The 17,473-nt window shown below is 64.7% G+C and carries 17 protein-coding genes; 9 read left to right on the top strand and 8 right to left on the bottom strand.

The features are described 5' to 3' along the window. Positions 1–123: 123 nt before the first annotated feature. Together nhaC and SG26_RS12280 are read left to right on the top strand one after the other, a co-directional pair. Complete coding sequence (gene nhaC / locus SG26_RS12285; protein ID WP_050037710.1) at positions 124–1,599, top strand: Na+/H+ antiporter NhaC; 1,476 nt, start codon at positions 124–126, stop codon at positions 1,597–1,599. Between the two features lie 112 nt (positions 1,600–1,711). Next, complete coding sequence (locus SG26_RS12280) at positions 1,712–3,535, top strand: L-aspartate oxidase (RefSeq protein WP_050037709.1); 1,824 nt, start codon at positions 1,712–1,714, stop codon at positions 3,533–3,535. 36 nt (positions 3,536–3,571) lie between these two features. Here SG26_RS12280 and SG26_RS12275 read toward each other — a convergent pair whose 3' ends face one another. Then, positions 3,572–3,943, bottom strand: a complete 372-nt coding sequence (locus tag SG26_RS12275; RefSeq protein ID WP_050037708.1) for a hypothetical protein — start codon at positions 3,941–3,943, stop codon at positions 3,572–3,574. 120 nt (positions 3,944–4,063) lie between these two features. Between SG26_RS12275 and SG26_RS12270 the strand changes: the two genes are divergently transcribed. Next, positions 4,064–5,191 (top strand): CapA family protein, encoded by a 1,128-nt coding sequence (locus SG26_RS12270; protein ID WP_050038280.1) that lies wholly within the window; start codon positions 4,064–4,066, stop codon positions 5,189–5,191. A gap of 39 nt (positions 5,192–5,230) precedes the next feature. Here the strand turns inward: SG26_RS12270 and SG26_RS12265 are convergent, their stop codons facing one another. Both SG26_RS12265 and SG26_RS12260 read right to left on the bottom strand, forming a co-directional pair. After that, entirely contained in the window at positions 5,231–5,950 is a 720-nt protein-coding gene (locus tag SG26_RS12265) for a DICT sensory domain-containing protein (RefSeq protein ID WP_050006896.1), read from the bottom strand. A 10-nt stretch (positions 5,951–5,960) separates the two neighbouring features. Next, entirely contained in the window at positions 5,961–6,341 is a 381-nt protein-coding gene (locus SG26_RS12260; protein WP_023843165.1) for a hypothetical protein, read from the bottom strand. Between the two features lie 97 nt (positions 6,342–6,438). On the opposite strand from SG26_RS12260, the gene SG26_RS12255 reads away from it, so the two are divergent. Beyond that, positions 6,439–7,050 carry a translation initiation factor IF-2 subunit beta gene (locus SG26_RS12255; protein WP_008310273.1) on the top strand — a complete coding sequence of 204 codons (612 nt, stop codon included), beginning with the start codon at positions 6,439–6,441 and terminating at the stop codon, positions 7,048–7,050. Positions 7,051–7,086: 36 nt separating this feature from the next. Here SG26_RS12255 and cysK read toward each other — a convergent pair whose 3' ends face one another. Then, positions 7,087–8,013: a cysteine synthase A gene (cysK, locus tag SG26_RS12250; RefSeq protein ID WP_050037707.1), complete on the bottom strand. Its 927-nt coding sequence runs from the start codon at positions 8,011–8,013 to the stop codon at positions 7,087–7,089. 119 nt (positions 8,014–8,132) lie between these two features. Between cysK and SG26_RS21975 the strand changes: the two genes are divergently transcribed. Further along, positions 8,133–8,258, top strand: a complete 126-nt coding sequence (locus tag SG26_RS21975) for a hypothetical protein (protein ID WP_008310277.1) — start codon at positions 8,133–8,135, stop codon at positions 8,256–8,258. A gap of 19 nt (positions 8,259–8,277) precedes the next feature. Here SG26_RS21975 and SG26_RS12245 read toward each other — a convergent pair whose 3' ends face one another. Beyond that, positions 8,278–8,979, bottom strand: a complete 702-nt coding sequence (locus SG26_RS12245; RefSeq protein WP_050037706.1) for an SOS response-associated peptidase — start codon at positions 8,977–8,979, stop codon at positions 8,278–8,280. 34 nt (positions 8,980–9,013) lie between these two features. After that, the gene (locus tag SG26_RS12240) at positions 9,014–10,663 is read right to left on the bottom strand and encodes a thiamine pyrophosphate-binding protein (protein WP_014039805.1); all 1,650 of its coding nucleotides are present in this window, start codon (positions 10,661–10,663) and stop codon (positions 9,014–9,016) included. A gap of 161 nt (positions 10,664–10,824) precedes the next feature. On the opposite strand from SG26_RS12240, the gene SG26_RS12235 reads away from it, so the two are divergent. The 4 genes from SG26_RS12235 (at position 10,825) to SG26_RS12220 (ending at position 15,750) form a co-directional block, all read left to right on the top strand. Beyond that, positions 10,825–11,211 carry a hypothetical protein gene (locus tag SG26_RS12235; RefSeq protein WP_050037705.1) on the top strand — a complete coding sequence of 129 codons (387 nt, stop codon included), beginning with the start codon at positions 10,825–10,827 and terminating at the stop codon, positions 11,209–11,211. A 62-nt stretch (positions 11,212–11,273) separates the two neighbouring features. Continuing rightward, positions 11,274–12,554, top strand: coding sequence for a TIGR00300 family protein (locus tag SG26_RS12230; RefSeq protein WP_050037704.1), 1,281 nt, complete (start codon positions 11,274–11,276; stop codon positions 12,552–12,554). A gap of 298 nt (positions 12,555–12,852) precedes the next feature. Further along, positions 12,853–14,343: an ATPase domain-containing protein gene (locus SG26_RS12225; RefSeq protein ID WP_050037703.1), complete on the top strand. Its 1,491-nt coding sequence runs from the start codon at positions 12,853–12,855 to the stop codon at positions 14,341–14,343. Positions 14,344–14,349: 6 nt separating this feature from the next. Beyond that, positions 14,350–15,750, top strand: a complete 1,401-nt coding sequence (locus SG26_RS12220) for a PAS domain S-box protein (RefSeq protein WP_050037702.1) — start codon at positions 14,350–14,352, stop codon at positions 15,748–15,750. Between the two features lie 14 nt (positions 15,751–15,764). Here SG26_RS12220 and SG26_RS12215 read toward each other — a convergent pair whose 3' ends face one another. Then, on the bottom strand, positions 15,765–16,631 hold the full coding sequence (locus SG26_RS12215; RefSeq protein ID WP_050037701.1) for a ZIP family metal transporter: 867 nt from the start codon (positions 16,629–16,631) through the stop codon (positions 15,765–15,767). Between the two features lie 45 nt (positions 16,632–16,676). Further along, entirely contained in the window at positions 16,677–17,384 is a 708-nt protein-coding gene (locus tag SG26_RS12210; protein WP_174878657.1) for an SDR family NAD(P)-dependent oxidoreductase, read from the bottom strand. Positions 17,385–17,473 lie beyond the last annotated feature (89 nt).

The raw sequence follows: 17,473 nt of genomic DNA, 5'->3' as shown, positions 1-17,473 counted from the left end.
CGGGGCCGTCGCAGGTGGTCGGCAGAGGCGTATCGGAGCGTGTCGACAGGGCTGGCGGGAACACCCAGCTTCAAACCAAAGCCATGTCGGAGTCCGGCCAGCTAGGCGCGACGGGGTGCAGTGATGGTCGAGTTCGAACCCCGGCTGTTCGACGATATCGACCCGTCTGAGCGGCCGTCGCTGGGTGCCGCTCTCGTGCCGATTGCGGGAATGATTGTGTTCCTCAGTGTGGGCCTCATTGCCTTCGACTTGGACCCACAGTTCCCGCTGTTCTGGGGGATCGCCTTCACCGGCCTGTTCGCACGGTATCACCTCGGGCTGACGTGGGAAGACCTGTACGACGGGATCGCCAGCAGCCTGCTCATGGGCATGCGGGTAATTCTCATCATGTTCACCGTCTACGCGCTCATCGCGTCGTGGATTCAGGCGGGCACGATTCCCAGCCTCATGTACTTCGGTTTAGAGCTATTCACGCCGACAGTGTTTCTCCCAGTAGCGGCCATCCTCTCTGCGATAATCTCCTTCGCCGTCGGCTCGTCCTGGACGACGGCCGGGACACTCGGGGTGGCGCTCATCGGCATCGGTTCGGGACTGGGTATTTCCGAGCCGATGACCGCCGGTGCCATCCTCAGCGGGGCCTACACGGGGGACAAGCAGTCCCCGCTCTCGGATACGACGAACCTGGCCGCCGCAGTGACAGACACGGACCTGTACGAACACATCAACGCGATGCGGGCCGGCACGCTCGTCGCGTTCACGATTGCCGTCCTCCTGTACGCCGGCCTCGGACTGCGGGCCGCTGGGGCCATTCCTACTGACCGGGTTGCGTCCATCCAGGCGGCAATCGAGGGCACGTACGTCGTCTCGCCGTTCGTATTTTTACCGGTCGTTGTGACCTTCGGGCTTGCGCTGCGTGGCATCCCCGCACTGCCGACGCTCGGAACGGGCGTGTTCGCTGGCGTCGCAACCTCGATGCTCGTGCAGGGAACCGGGTTCGGTGCCGCCTGGTCGGCCGCACAGTCCGGAACAGCGCCGGAGACGGGCATGGAACTCGTGAACGGACTCCTAGAGAGCGGGGGGCTGACCGGCGGCGCGTGGATCGTGACGATTGCGATTGCCGCGCTCGCGCTGGGCGGACTGCTCGAACGAGCCGGCGTGCTCGCGGTCCTCTCTCACCATCTCGGGCGACTCTGTCACAACGTCGCGAGCCTCACAGGCGTGACCGCTGTTTCCGCTGTTTCGATGAACATTCTCGCAGCAGAACAGTACGTGAGTATCGTGGTCCCGGGGATGACGCTCGGTAATCTGTACAACGAACAGGGGCTCAAGAGTCAGAATCTCTCCCGAGCCATCGAAGCGTCGGGAACGACCACGAGTGCGCTCATCCCGTGGAGCAGCGGCGGTCTGTTCATGGCCGGGACGCTCGGCGTCCCGACGCTGGAATACGCGCCGTACTACTTCTTCGGCTTTCTCTCGCCGCTCGTGCTCCTGTTCATGGGGGTCACTGGCTGGCAGATCGTCTATGCGGATCGAACTGGCGCGGAAGAGACGACTGTGCAGTCCGGTGGTGGCGGGTCGGTGACGGCAGGCGAGGACTAATCGGCCTTGCGCTGCCAGCAGTCGTGAATGTGTGATCGTGACTGAACGCTGGCGGCTTTCTCGTGCGCGTGCGCGCGAAGCCCTGATAAGTCCACAGCCCCTACGTTAGACGATGACACCACAGAAGCCATCCGCTGACGGCGAGCAGGCTGCCGACGGTCGGGCGACCGACGTAGGCCCGGCGGTCGACTACGAGACGGTGTCGGTACCAGTGCTGGTCGTCGGCGCTGGCGCTGCCGGGGCGCGGGTCGCTATCGGACTCGCCGAGAACGGTGTCGAGCCGCTGGTCATCGGCAAGCGGGATCACGGCGACGCACACACGACGTGGGCCGCCGGCGGCATCAACGCCTCGCTGGGATCGCTCGACCCCGAGGACGACTGGACGATTCACGCCGCCGATACGCTGGACGAGGGCCATTTCATCAACGACCCGAAAGCAGTCGAGCTGACGACCAAGCATATGCCCGACCGCATCCGGGAACTCGATGACTGGGGGACCCCCTTCGATCGGACCGAAGACGGCAAGATCAATCAGCGCTACTTCGGCGCGCAGTCGTTCCGCCGGACCTGCTTCGTCGGTGACCGCACGGGCGAGGCGATGCTGGACACGCTCGTCGACAGGGCCCAGTCGCTCGAAATTCCCTACCGCGACAACGTGATGATCACGCGGCTGCTCTCGGACGGCGACCGCGTCTACGGGGCGGCCGGCTACGACATGGAGAGCGGCGAGTTCATCCTCTTCGAGTCGGATCACGTCGTCCTGGCGGCGGGTGGCTCCTCCGCGCTGTATAACCGCCACTCCTCGCGCGACGAGGAGAACAACGGCGACGGCCCGGCGCTGGCGCTCGAAGCCGGCGCGTCGCTGATGGACATGGAGTTCGTCCAGTTCCACCCAACGGGGATGGTCGGCGACCGCTACGGCGAGGACTGGGACGGCCGCCTCGTCACCGAAGCGGTCCGCGGGGAAGGCGGTCGGCTGCTCAATGCCGACGGCGAGCGGTTCATGGAGGAGTACTCGCCGGACCAGATGGAACTCGACGCGCGCGACGTGGTGGCCCGTGCCATCGCACAGGAACTCCGCGAGGGCCGTGGGACCGAGAACGGCGGCGTCTATCTGGACATTTCCCACCGCGACGACGAGTACATCAAGTCCCGACTGCCGCGGATGTACGAGCGGTTCATGGACCTCGGCGTCGACATCACGGAGGAGCCGATGGAAGTCGCGCCGACCGCCCACTACTCGATGGGCGGCGTCGACATCGACTTCGAGACCGGGGAAACCGGCGTCAGTGGGCTCTACGCTGTCGGCGAGACGGTCGCAGGCGTCCACGGCGCGAACCGCCTAGGCGGGAACTCGTTGGCGGAGACGGTCGCCATCGGCGCGCTCGTCGGCGACCACGTCGCGGCGCAGGTGACAGACGACGACCGCGACGACGCCCTGCCGGCTGGTCAGCGTGCCATCGCCGAGCGCGAGTTCCGGTCGCTGCAGGAACTGGCGGCGTCGGACGGAGACGAGACGCCCGGAGGGCTACTCGCGGACCTCGGCGACCTGCTGTGGGAGCACGCCGGTATTCTCCGTAACGGCGACTCACTGTCGGACGGCCTCGCCGCGCTCGATGCCCTTCGCGAACGGACTGGGGACATCGGTATCGACGGCGACCGGACCAGCCTGTCGTTCGAACTCGCCGTCGATCTGTTCTTCAGCCTCACGGTTGCCGAGGCCCTGCTGCTGAGCGCACGCAAGCGCGACGAGTCCCGCGGCGCGCACTACCGCACCGACGCGCCCAACGTGGACCCCGAGTGGCGGCGGAACATCCTCGTAGACCGCGGCGATACCGGGCTCGAACTGACGACTCGCGGCGTCGCCGAACCGAGCGACGAAGTCAGCGAGGCGGTCGACGTCGGCTACGAACTCGACTATCACCACCTCGAATAGAGCGGTCCACCCAACAGTCCGCCTGCGGTTGCTCTTTTAATCTCGATAGGCGCAGTGGAAGCCGGCGACCTGCTGGTAGAACGTCGGAATCACGTCCGTTCGAAGGTCCACGTCAGGGTCGTCTTCGAACTCCTGGCGCGTGAACTCCCGAGCGTCTTCGATGGCCGCTTCGACATGGGGCGGGACGCCAGGTTCGTCAATCGTGCCGATGTAGGCCCAGATGAACGCCGCCTCCAGCGTGTCGAAAAACTCCGAGGGCGGTTCGAACGTGGGTTCGCCGTCCGCCGCGATTCGGTTGTACGTCCGGCTGATGAGGACGCTGCCGTCGTCGAGGCCGTGGTCGGCGAACGACTCCGTGGTCGTACACTCTTCGTCCCCGTCGTAGTCCCGTGCAGTGTCGCTTGACATACCTGGATAGAGGATTGGTAACTAAAAGTAACCGTCCGGAGTGTGTCTCAATACGACACACCCTGGATGGTTTTTACGTCACTGAAATTCAAGGCGGTCCCAGCCGATGTTCTATTCACTGTGGCACCGACCCGCCGAACCGTCCTCGCCAGCGGCGGCCCCGCACTCGGGAGCCTCACCGCCGTTTCGGGGTGTCTAGGTGCCGACGACGACGCGGACGTGTCGTGTCCGCCGTCTGTCCCGACGGACGCGTCACTACGCCTCGGGTTCGTCGGCGACGTGATGCTGGGCCGGAGCGTCGACGAACGCTGGCGCGATGCCCCCGACGGACCGACGGCCGTCTGGGGGTCGATGCTCGACGAACTCCAGTCACTCGACGGGCTGGTGGCGAACCTCGAATGCTGTCTCTCGGACCGCGGCGAACCGCGGCCCGGCCGTACGTTCCACTTCCGAGCGAGCCCGAAATGGGCCGTGGCCGCGCTGGACCGCGCCGGCGTCTCCTGTGCCGGACTGGCGAACAACCACCTGTTCGATTTCGGACCGGCGGCACTCACGGACACGCCGGCTCACCTCGCCGACGCTGGCATCGCCTCAGCCGGGGCCGGCGTCGATAGCGAGACAGCATTCGAGCCGGCGTTCGTCGAGATCGGCGACCTCTCGATCGCCGTCGTCGCCGTCACTGACCAGTCACCCAGCTACGCCGCCGACGGCGACAGTCCCGGCACGGCATACGCACCGCTGGACCCGAACCACCCGCTGACTCGCCGCCGCGTCGGGGGCGCGCTGGCGGCGGCCCGCGACGCCGACCCCGACCTGCTCGTCGTCACCGCTCACTGGGGGCCGAACTGGGTGACCGAACCGGGCGAGACACAGCAGGCCTTCGCCCGTTGGCTGGTGGACAACGGGGCCGACGTGGTCCACGGCCACAGCGCCCACGTCATCCAGGGGGTCGAGGTGTACCGCGGTCGCCCCATCATGTACGACACCGGTAATTTCGTCGACGACTACGCGGTCAAGGACGGCTACCGCAACGACCGGAGCTTCCTGTTCGAACTCCATATCGAGGACGGCCGGCTGGCCGCGCTCGAACTCACGCCGGTCGAGAACGCGTACACACAGGTCGGACGCGCCGACGAAGCGGTGGCTGAGTGGCTTCGTGAGACACTCCGGGAGCGCTCTCGGCCCTTCGGAACGGCTATCGAGCGTAATGGCCTCGGACTTCGGGTCCCGCTGTCATGTCCGGCATAGCATCCGCTGGGTGTTTCCGGGCCGACTCGTGGTCAGTTGCTACTCGTCGACAGCCACAACCGCCGTCATGATTTCGTCGACCAGCCGTGCGTTGTACGTCCAGAGACCACGAAACGGTCCGTCCTCGGTTTCTTCGGCGACGAGTGCACACTTGTTCTGGTCGTCGCCGGCGGCGTCGAACGCCAGCAGCCACACCTGTTCGAGCACGGTGTCTGTGAGCGGATGGAACGAGATTCCGGGAATCGCTGGCGGCTCCCAGTCGTCTCGTCCGTAAACGTGGATGTCGAGGTCCGTGTCGCTGGCGAGCGTCTGGTATCGGGCGCGCTGAGAGCGGAAGATCGAGAGCGACTGGAAGCTCACTCGAAGCGTTCCCTCCCCGACGCGGTAGGCCCTGTCCTCGAACTCGTGCGACGTTGCGAGCAACTGTGCCGGCGTGAGCGATGCGAGGAGCGTGTTCGCGAGCGCCGAGTAGAGAAGTTGCCGGTCCGGGTCACTGTCAGGCACCCTGCTGTCGTCGGGCTCTGTCGTCGGCTTACATAAGAACGCCTGCAGCGCTGTGAGTGGCGGTGTCCCGGCGAACGCGCCGTCGCGGCGGACGACGACAAACGCGTTCTGGTGTCCAGTCGGGAGTTTCCGCCAGGTGGCGTCGATTCCCTGAGTTGCCAGACGCTCTACCACAGTCTTCGTTGCGGGCGGACCGTACACAGTTATCTCCACGTCCGAGTCCTCGAAGCGTCGGAGGAGGGTACGAACTGTCATCGGCCCACGATCAGTCCTCGTGGTCTGTCTCGGCGGTATCCAGATCGGTTATCGTCGCCAGAACCTCGGCCGTGGATGGCGACAGCGATGCCAGCGTCGCGGTCCGCTGGGCAGCGTCGTAGCTAATAACGCCAGCGTCATCGAGAACAGGGAGGTGGCGGTGGTGGAGCGACGTGCGGGTATCGTCCCAGTTGCGGGCGTCGGTGTCTCGACCACGCGCGCTGGACCAGCCCACGACCACGTCAGTGAGTTCCGCGATTGAGGCCGAGTCGTGTTCGGCGAGGTAAGTGTATATCATCCGCCGGGGCTCGGCTGCCAGCGCCCGTAATAGCGTATCGAGTCGCTCGGACGCGAGTCCCGGCGTCTCCACAGGCTGTTCGTGCTGATCCATGTCAATCAATTATCCACTCTCAGTATTAATATCATTGGCCGATAGGAGATCACAGATGTGACGGAATCCATTTACGTGCCAGCACCGTCTAAGATGTATGAACTACGAGTCCGCCCTACAGCGTGCGTACGACGTACTACCAGACCAACCCCGGGAAGCCGGCGAACGGCTCTCGATTCCCGACCCCGAGGGCCAGACCGACGGTGCGTTCACACGCCTGACGAACTTAGAGGCAATCGCCGACGCAGTCTCGCGGGACGCCCAGCATCTCCACCGAGCCATCCAGCGCGAGTTCGGGACCAACGGTCAGTTCGACGGCGGCGAAGCCCGCTACAACGGGTCGTTCGACACCGCTGATTTCGAGGCCGCCATCGACGCGTACGTCGCCGAGTACGTCACCTGTTCCGAGTGTGGCCTGCCCGACACCGTCCTCAAGAACGAGGACGGCGTCGACATGCTGCGCTGTCAGGCCTGCGGTGCGTTCCGCCCGGTCGCCAAGGGCGCGAGTTCGAACACCCAGCAGGACCGACCCACGCTCGAAGAGGGCGAGACCTACGAGGTCAAGATCACCGGCACGGGCCGCGAGGGCGACGGCGTCGCCGAGAAAGGGAAGTACACCATCTTCGTCTCCGGAGCGCGAGAAGGGCAGGTCGTCGAAGCCTACATCGAGAGCATCAGCGGCACGCTGGCGTTCGGCCGGGTCGCCTGAAGGCTGTTTTCGCCGCATCGCAGCGACGGTTCTCGCTTAGTCCCACAGGTCCGTCGAGAGGTATCGTTCACCGGTGTCCGGCAGGACGGCGACCACCGTCTCGTCGGGGTTCTCGGTGGCGTACTCCGCGGCCGCGTGCAGCGCCGCACCGGAGGAGATGCCGACCATAATCCCTTCCTCGCTGGCGAGTCGGTGGGTCGCCTCCATGGATTCCGCCTTGCTCGCGGTCCGCACCTCGTCGACGAGATCGCGCCGGAGGATGTCCGGAACGAACCCGGGACCGATACCCTGGATGTCGTGGCTGTCCGGGGCATCCGCCGAGAGCAGTTTGGACTGTTCAGGCTCGACGGCGACCGATGTGAGATCCGCGCCGACCTCCTCCTCGATGTACTCCGAGATACCGGTGATCGTGCCGCCGGTCCCGACGCCGGCAACGACGGCGTCCACGTCGCCGTCGGTATCGGCCCATATCTCCGGACCCGTCGTCTCGCGGTGGGCACGCGGGTTCGCCTCGTTCTCGAACTGCCGGGCGCGGACAGTACCCGGCGCGTCCGCGAGTTCGTTCGCGCGCTCGATTGCCCCGCTCATGCCGCCGTCAGCTGGCGTGAGTTCGAGGTCCGCGCCGAGCCCCGACAGCAACTGCCGGCGCTCCTCGCTCATCGATTCGGGCATCGTCAGCACGCAGTCATACCCCCGTGCAGCGCAGACAGCGGCCAGCCCGATGCCGGTGTTGCCGCTGGTCGCTTCAACGACCGTCCCGTCGGCGGGGAGGTCGCCTGATTCGGCGGCCGCCTCGACCATGTACAGCGCAATGCGGTCCTTGACGGAGTAAGGATTGGCCGCTTCGACCTTGCCGAGCAGATTGTCCGCGAAGCTGTCGAGACAGACCAGCGGCGTGTCGCCGATGAGCTCAGTCACACTGGACGCGACAGTACCGTCGTCTCGCTGGGCGTACGACTGCATACACCGGGAGAAGGCGATTAGCCCCCGTAACGACGTACCCAGAATATTGTGGGGCGGATACATTCACTCGGTTCCGAGTCTCCAGAAGCTTATGTTGCCTCCACACGAGCGTTCCAGTAATGCCCGAGATTACCGTCTCTGAGGGCCTGTACCGCCAGCTATCCGCCGCCGAAAACCAGGTCGAAGAAGAGACGCTCTGGAAGATGTTGCACCAGTTCAAGCGCCAGAACACGCCGAGCGAGTAGCGCCGTTACCCAGCCGTCACTACCCGACTGGTTCGATGAGGTCCGGCGAGTCGTTGGCTGGGCTGTTAACCGCTGACGAAACCGGATAGGTCCGCATCGGGCCGTCGTACGGGTCAAGCAGTGTGGACACGTCGTCGGCGCTGCCGCGCAGCCACGTCGACTCCTCAGCCGGGTCGAGGATGACGGCCATCCGGTGATGGAGGTCAGCGACGGCGTCGTTCGGTTCGGTCGTCACAATCGTGAACGACTCGACGATATCGTCTTCCCCGCCGGAATCACCGCCGCTCGCGCCGAACTCCCCCAGTCCGGTCTGGCGCTGTGGCGGCTCCCACCGCTCGTACAGCCCCGCCATCGCGAACAGGTCGTCGTCCGGCAGCGCCACGCGATACGGTTGCTTGCCGTCGCTCGTCTCGACCCACTCGTAGAACCCATCGGCAGGGACAAGACAGCGGCGAGCCTCGTAGGCCTCGGCGAACGAACGTTTCTCCGCCAGCGTCTCGGCGCGGGCGTTGATGTGCCCGTGGTCCGTGCGGTTGTCAGCCCAGGACGGAATCAGTCCCCACTCCATCCGCTTGATTGTGCCGGACGACTCGGCAGTGATGACCGGCAGGTCTTGGCTCGGAGCGGCGTTGTATCGCGACCCGTAGTCGAAGGAAAACTCGGCGTCGAACCGCGTCTCAATTTCCTCGCGAGGAGAGAACAAACTGTAGCGGCCACACATGACCTGCTTTTGGCGTTCCCGCTGGATAAATCCACTACTCGCTCATCCACTCGCTCGCCTGTGGCTCCGTCGGGTCGGTCCTGACCTCGACGAGCGTCGGCGCGTCCGTCTGCACCGCCTCGCGAACCGCCGTGCGGATTTCGGACGGCGTGTCGGCTTGCACGGCTTCCATCCCCATTCCGGCAGCGACGGTTCCGAAGTCAATCGGCGTCGTGTCCCATCCGTACGCCTGGTGGTCGAGGTCGTAACTCCGGCCGGCCTCCTCACTGATAATCGCGTAATCGTCGTTGTTGAGGACGACGACGGTGATCGGGAGGTCCTCGGCGACCGCAGTGTGGAGCTCGTGCACGCACATCATGAGGCCGCCATCACCGGTCAACGCGACGACGGGCGTGTCCGGATTGGCTAGCTGTGCCCCAATCGCCGACGGCAGTCCGGTTCCCATCGTCGCCCACGATCCGGGGTTGACGTAGCTGCGCGGCCCGTACGCCTCGAACGTGTTCAGCGCCCAGACGCGGAACCCCCCGGCGTCGACGGCCGTGATAGCATCCGAAGGGACTGCGTCCCGGAGAGTTTGCAGCACATGGACGGAGGTGAGCGGTGGTTCCGAATCCACGAGCGGTTCGATACGACGCGCAGTGGCATCGCGGACAGCCTGTGCGCGTTCGGTGCCGTCCGCCTTCGTAGCAGGAGCGGTATCAGCCGCCGCGATTTTGTTCTCGACCGCCGTCATCGCGTCCGCGGCATCTGCGAGGATGCCGACAGTCGGGTCATAGCCCGTGCCGAGGTCGTCGGCGTCAATCGTGACGTGAACGAGCGTCTCAGGTAGTTCGACGGACCACCCGCGTGTCCCGTGTGCGTCGAGGTCGGAGCCGACGGCGAGTACGGCGTCGGAGTCGGCGAGACAGTCCAGTAGCTCTGGGCTTGCACTCCCGCTCAGGACACCGGCACTGAGGTCGTGATCCTCCGGGAACACGCCTTTGCCTTTGTACGTCGTCACGACGGGCGCGTCAAGTCGCTCGGCGAGGCTTCGGAGCGCCGCCGTCCCACCCGACGCTCGCACACCACCGCCTGCCATGATAACTGGCATCTCGGCCGCGAGCAGGTGCTCAGCGGCTTCCGCAACCGCCTGCTCCGGGACGGTGCTGGTGGACGGAGCCGAAGGTGTGCTTGCACCAGCGATTGGCACGTCCATCTGCAAGTAATTCTTGGGGAGTCCGACTCTGACTGGCCCCTTCGGAGGTGTCTTGGCGATCTGTACCGCTCGGTCGATCGTCGCCGCTGTCGTCTCGGGGTTCTTCAGTAGTATGTTCTCTTTGACGACGTTGTCGTAGGTGTCCGGCGGGGTTTCGTGAATCGCATCCCCGCCCCGGAGCGCCGGCTCGGTTTCGATGGCGAAGTGCACCAGCGGCGTGCAGTCGTTCAGCGCGTTTTTCAGGCCGTTCATCGCGTTCATATCGCCCGGACCGGGAACGACAACAGTGCTCGCTATCTGCCCGCTCGTCTCTGCATAGCCCCAGGCCTGATGTGAGACCGCAGTTTCGTGCCGTGCCACGACGAAACGGATGTCGTCTCGCTTGCCGATGGCCTCGTTCAGCGGGAGGGACTGCTTCCCCGGGATGCCAAAGACGGTATCGATGCCGTTCGCGACGAGACGGTCTACCACCGCCAGACTAACGCGCATACTGATTCCTCACTCCGAAGACAATTCACTCTCATGACTTTAGTTCGCCACCGGTCATGCTAGACCGCGTCGGATCGACGCCACAGACGCAGGGGAGGTTATACCATCGAGCCCTGCATGGCCCGCGAATTTAAATCCGAAAGCGCCCAACTACGTGACAGATGACCACGGACCCCTCGTTCAGCATCCCCGCACACCCACAGCGGCGCTTTCCCCACGGGAGCGGGGTCGAATACGAGGGCGGGACGGAGTTCCGACTTGTCCCGGATCGGGAGCGGGCGACGCCGGAACTCGCCGAGACAGTCGTCGACATCCTCGAGGCCGGACCGTACCGCTACGGTGATTTCCACGACCTGCCGATGCCGCTGTGGCTGGTCCGCGACGAGGAGACGACCGACGTGTTCCGCGTTGCCGTCCGCGACGGGACGGTCCGACTGCACGTCCTGCCGACCACAGAGTCCGACGGGCTACAGCGGTTCTTCGAGCGGCTATGTGAGGACAGCGAGGGGGAGTCGTGGGCCGTGCAACGACACGTTGACGGGCGGTAGCCGGGTCGCCGGAGTGGTGCAGACCCAAAACCGTCTTACACACCTGTCTCCATGTCTTGGCCATGACCGTCTCTCGCGAAGTCGAACTAGAGGGCCACATCATCGACTCCGGGATGATGCAGTCCTGTTTCGGCATCATCATGGATTTGGGCGGCTCCTTCTCCGTTCAGGAGTTCGATATCGGCCGTCACAAAGACGAGGAGTCCTACGCCCGGATGCTCGTCGAGGCTGACGACGAAGACCAACTGCAGTCGATTGTTCACGAACTCCACCAGCACGGCGTCAACCCCTCGGACCCGAAAGACGCCACGCTCGTCCCCGCACCCGACGACCAGGTCGTCCCGCACGGGTTCTACTCGACGACGAACCACCCGACGTTCATCCGCCACAGCGGCGAGTGGATCGAAGTCGAGGACATGGAGATGGACTGCGCCGTGGTCGTCGAAGACGGCGAAGCGCACCGCGCCTCGGAACAGTCGAACGGTGACGACGAGGAACCGAGAGACTACCCCCGAGCTTACACCAAGGTCCTGAACGCTATCGAGGAGGGCGACATGGTCGTCACCGACGAAACCGGCATCAAGGTCCAGCCGCCGGAGCGGCCCCGCGATTCGGGCGGCGCGTTCGGCTTCATGCAGGGCGGCGTCTCCTCCGAGCGGCCCTCGGAGTCGACCATCCGCAAGATCGCGAACGCCATCAAAGAGACGAAAAAGGAGGGTGGCAAAGTGATGGCGGTCTGTGGGCCAGCCCTCATCCACTCCGGGGCGCGCGAGGACCTCGCCCGCCTCGTCCGGGAGGGCTACGTCGATATGCTCTCGGCCGGCAACGGCTTCGCCGTCCATGACATCGAGCGCGACATCTACGGGACCTCGCTAGGCATGGACACCGAGAGCCTTGACCATCCCCGCCACGGCCACAAGCACCACATCTACGCCATCAGCGAGGTCATCCGCGAGGGCGGCATCGAGGAGGCCGTCGAGTCCGGCACCATCGGCTCCGGCGTGATGTACGAATGCATCGAAAACGACCGGCCGTTCGTTCTCGCGGGCTCTATCCGCGACGACGGCCCGCTCCCGGACACCATCACCGACGCCGTCGAGGCCCAGAACGCCATTCGGGAGCAGGCCCACGAGGCCGACATGGTGCTGATGCTCTCGACGCTGCTGCACTCGGTCGCCGTCGGGAACTGTCTCCCCTCGACGACGCGGGTCGTCTGCGTCGACATCAACCCCGCGACGGTGACACAGCTCCTCGACCGTGGCTCCGCACAGGCAGTCGGGATGGTCACCGACATCGGCACCTTCGTCCCGATTCTGGCCGAGCAGTTACTCGACGAGGAGTAAGACGACCACGAGCAGCGCGAGTGGTCGCTTTTTCGCCCACGTTTTTTATCGAGTGGTGTGTGACCACAGGGAGCACACCCGATGGTAAAAAAGGTGGATTGCGGACGTTTGTCCCGATTCTGGCCGAGCAGTTACTCGACGAGGAGTAAGACGACCACGAGCGGCGCGAGTGGTCGCTTTTTCGCTCACGTTAGTCGAAAGAGCGAGGAGACGCGAATCGGTGTTTCGTGGACTGTCCTCGGTTGGCACGCCCGCGTTCTCGCGAGATGCTTATTACCCGCCATCCGATACTCTCTCTATGCCCTCTCCTTTGCGGCAGTTCACGCGGCTTTCCAGCGGGATCTCAGGCCTTGATTCGCTTCTCAGAGGCGGGCTTGTGGAAGGGCGGCTGTATCTCGTTATCGGACCGCCCGGGACCGGGAAAACACTGCTTGGCACGCAGTTTCTCGAAGCGGGGCTCGAAGCGGGCGACGACGTGCTGTTCATTCACGCCGAAGAATCGGCTGCCGATTTACTGGCGAACACTGCCGAACTCGGCATCGATATCGCCGACGCGACGTTTCTGGATGTCGGCCCCGATTCGGAGTTTTTCATGGAGGCCGAATCGTACGACGTGGTCAAGCCCAGAGACGTCGAGGACGGCCACCTGATTTCGGATATCCGCGAGGCTATCGAGCGGGTCGACCCGGACCGCGTCCTCATTGACCCGATCACACACTTCCAGTATCTCGAACCGACCGAGTACCAGTTTCGGAAGCGTATCATCTCTTTCGCGCGCTTTCTGCAAGACAGGGAGACGACCGTGCTGGCGACCAAGACGCCGAGCAATCAGATGGACAGCCAGCTTCGGTCGCTCAGTGACGGCATCATCTCGCTCAGTTACGGCGATGAGAAGGCGGGTCGGCGTATTCGACTGCGCAAGCATCGCGGCATCGGCCAACAGGACGGCTCACACGGGATGGAAATCCGGGAATCCGGCGTCGAAGTGTATCCCGCGCTCGAACCGGAACAGCGGACGCGGTCGTTCGACCCAACGCAGTTCTCCGCCGGCGTGCCGGAACTGGACTCGCTCCTCGATGGCGGACTCGAACGCGGGACGGTGACGATTCTCAGTGGCCCCTCCGGCGTCGGCAAGTCGACGACGGCGACGGAGTTCCTGGCCTCCGCAGCGGCAGACGGGTCCCCGGCGCTTGCCTACCTGTTCGACGAATCCATCGACACGTTCACACACCGCTGTGAGACGTTCGGGATACCGCTCTCGGAGTTGCGTGACGAGGGGACACTTCTCGTCGAGGAGATCGAGTCGCTGGCGATGTCGCCCGAGGAGTTCGCGAACCGCGTGAAGACACAGGCCGCGGAGCGCGGGGCCGAACTCGTGGTTATCGACGGCATCGCGGGCTACAAGAACGCGATCAAGCACGGACAGGACGACGTGGAACTGCGTCGGCGGCTCCACGCCCTGACACAGCATCTCACGCGCGGGAACACCGCTGTGATCCTGATCGACCAGCGTAGGGACGTGACGGGGCTTCACGAACCCACGAGCGAGAACGTCAGTTACCTCGCCGACAACATCGTCTTCGAGAACTACATCGAGGTCGGGGGCGAACTCCAGCGAGTCGTCGGCGCGCTGAAAAAGCGCGTCGGCGGGTTCGAGGCGGTCCCCCGCCGGTTCGAGATAACCGCCGACGGCCTTCAGGTCGGCGACCCCGTCTCGGGGATGCACGGCGTGTTCGAGGGCGTGCCCGAACGGCATGGAGACAGCGGCGGACGCTCATCCACTCGCTAACCACCGATGGCCGACGTCCAATTACTGCTGGCCGGCGACGGCAACCGGGAGGCACTCGCCTCCGTCGTCGCCGAACACCACACGCCGATCACGGACGACGAGTTCCGGGAAGTCGACCTCCACATCGTCGACGAGTCGTCGTTTCCGAAGTACAGAGAGTCGATAGAGCAGTACAAACACCGGGCAGATCCGGTGTTTTGCCCCGTGATTCTGGTGCGTCGTGAGGGGACGCCAGTCAGGATTGACCTGCCCGATATCGACGCGGCCGAGCAGCCACTCGTCGTCGATGATATCATGACAGCGCCGCTGGACACGCAGGCGCTCTTTCGAACCATCGCGAACCTCCTCGCCCGGCGCAGCCACACCGAGGACCTCGTTGCGGACCTCAGAGAACAAAACAGCGAACTCCGGCGGTTCAGGAACGCCGTCGAGCATGCGGGCCACGCGATTCTGATAACGAACACCTACGGCGTCATCGAGTACGTCAACCCGGCGTTCGAGGAACTCACCGGATTCAGCGCCGAAGAGGCAATCGGTCGAACACCGCGGATACTCAAGTCCGGTGAACAGAGCGAACAGTTCTACGAACGGCTCTGGGACACGATCTGTCGCGGCGAGGTCTGGACGAGCGAGATCGTAAACGAGCGCAAGTCCGGCGAGCGGTTCATCATCAACCAGACCATCGCCCCGATTCAGGACGCGGACGGGACGATCCAGGGGTTCGTCGGGATGCAGGACGAAATCACCGGTCGCCGACTGCGCGAGCAACAGCTCACCGTGTTCCATCGGATTCTCCGGCACAATCTCCGGAACAACGGAACGACGATCAGTGGACGTGCGGATATTCTGTCAGAGTTAGTGGATGACGACGCCGCTCTCGACCACCTCGAGACGATCAAAGCGAACGTGCAGTCCCTGCTCGACATCAGCGAGAAAGCGCACCACGTACAGGAACTGCTCGCGGACTCGCTTACCGACGATGTCGAGCGCGAACTCGAAGACGTCCTCAGTGACATCACGGACGGGCTGGCCGCAGCATACCCCGACGCCGAGTTCGTCGTCGAGAGCGACTCCGTCTCGTCGTCCGCGATAGATGCAAAGGTAGTCCCAGCGTTGCAGGAACTCATCGAGAACGGTATCAAGCACTCCGACGCATCGGCACCGCGGGTCACCGTCCGGACGGAGCGCCACGACTCGACAGCGACAGTGACGATTGTGGACAACGGGCCAGGGGTCCCGGATCAAGAGCGGCGGGTCATCGAGGCGGCGGAAGAGAAGCCGCTCGAACACGGGTCCGGGCTGGGGCTGTGGTTCGCGTACTGGCTCGTCAGCTACGTCGGTGGCGATATCGACATCCGGGTCGATACCGACGGGACGAGTGTGTCCGTGACTATGCCCGTGCGGTGACGACGAACACGCGTTCAGATGGCGACCCACGCCAGCACGATGACGGCAGCGCCGACCACCGTCGACGCGACGGCGTGCGTACGGAGTTCGTCGAGCAGGTCGTGGGAGTGGTCGTGGAGTTCACAGACCTCGTCGATCTCGCTGCCGGCCTCGCAGTTCGGCAGGAAGTCCATCGCGACGTGGAGGAAGATGCCGGCGGCGAACCCGAAGATAACTGCGTTGAGAAGGGCGGACTCCGGGACCGGCAGGAGCGCGGACGGGATCGCCGTCAGGCCGACGCCGGCCGCGGGGAGTAACAGCGCGGTGGCGGACTTGCCGCTGCGTCCGAGCCGCCGGGCAGCAGCGTAGCCGGCCGGTCCCTTGTGTGAGACAATAGCGAGCCCGAGCAGGATACCCAGTTGGGGCATCGAGGCGTAGACCAGCCCGATGACCAGCCCGGCTGAGAGCGCGTGGGCAGCGATGGCGAGCGTCGTCATGTCGAAGGCAGTCTCGACGTGGGTCAGCCGGTGGCCGATAGTGTGGGTGCCGTAGCCGGTGACCAGTCCGGCGGCGATGCCGACGCCGCCGATACGCGCTGCGCCGGCCTGGCCGCCCAGTCCCATCGCCTGTGGAACGAGGAACATGGCCGCCGAGGTGACCATCGCCCCGCTCGCGAGCCCGTAGCCCCAGACCAGTCGGTAGGGGTTCGTTTCATCGGCCCGCGCCCCAAGCCACGCGCCCAGTGCCATTGCCACGAACGCGACCCAGGAGATGACCAGAACCTTACTCGCCCCGCCGGTGACTGCGACGCCGGACAGGATCACCAGGCCGACAACACTCGCGAGGCCGGCGGTGGAGATTCGGCCAGCGTTATTAAAAACTGAGGTTGAGTTAATAGACATTATCTACAATCACCGGCCTGTTGCTAATAAACCCATCGGTGGCGGTCACCGGGTCGCCGACCGATAGTCGCCCCAGTCGATGACGCCGCCGTCCAGTGCTGACGGGTCAGCGTCCCGGAGCGCCCAGAGGACCATTTCGGCGACGGATTCCGGGTCGCGTCCGCCGTCGCCGGAGAGGTCCGTCGCGACCTGTCCGGGGTCGACTGCACCGACCGGGATGTCGAGGTCGGCGGCGAACCCGCGGGCAACGGCCTCCGCGGCGGCCTTCGAGACTGCGTAGGAACCGTATCCGGGCATCCCTTCGCGGGCGACGACGCCCGTCGGGACGACGATGCGGGCGTCCGGACCGAGGTGTGGGACGGCTTCGCGGATCGTCGAGAACACGCCCCGAGCGTTCGTCCGGAGGTGGTCGTCGAAGGCGGCGTAGGATTCCTCGGTAAGCGGTGTCTCGCCGGCGGTTCCGTGGTAGACGCCGGCGTTAGCGACAACGTACTGTATTGCGCCGTCACCGTCTCGTGTGGCAGTTTCGACCAGTCGTTCCACGTCGTACTCGTCGCGCACGTCCGTCCGAATCGCGGTCACGGAGCCGCCTGCATCCCGTATATCGGCTTCGACACGCTCGAGCGCCTCCGCGTCGCGGGCACAGATGACCGTATGTGCGCCCGCTCCCGCTACCGCGTGGGCTATCTGCTCGCCGATACCTTTACTCGCACCCGTGACGACAACGGTCGCGCCGTCCATCGCTGGGACCATAGCGGTGGTACCGCTGCCAGCCACAAGGTCGTTGCTCCCACCGTCGGTGGGGTGAGAGAGCGGTAGCCTCTTGTCGAACGCCCGCTACC

It is taken from the genome of Haloarcula sp. CBA1115, from assembly GCF_000827835.1.
GTDB lineage: Archaea > Halobacteriota > Halobacteria > Halobacteriales > Haloarculaceae > Haloarcula > Haloarcula hispanica.
This window is presented reverse-complemented; position numbering and strand designations above follow the sequence as displayed.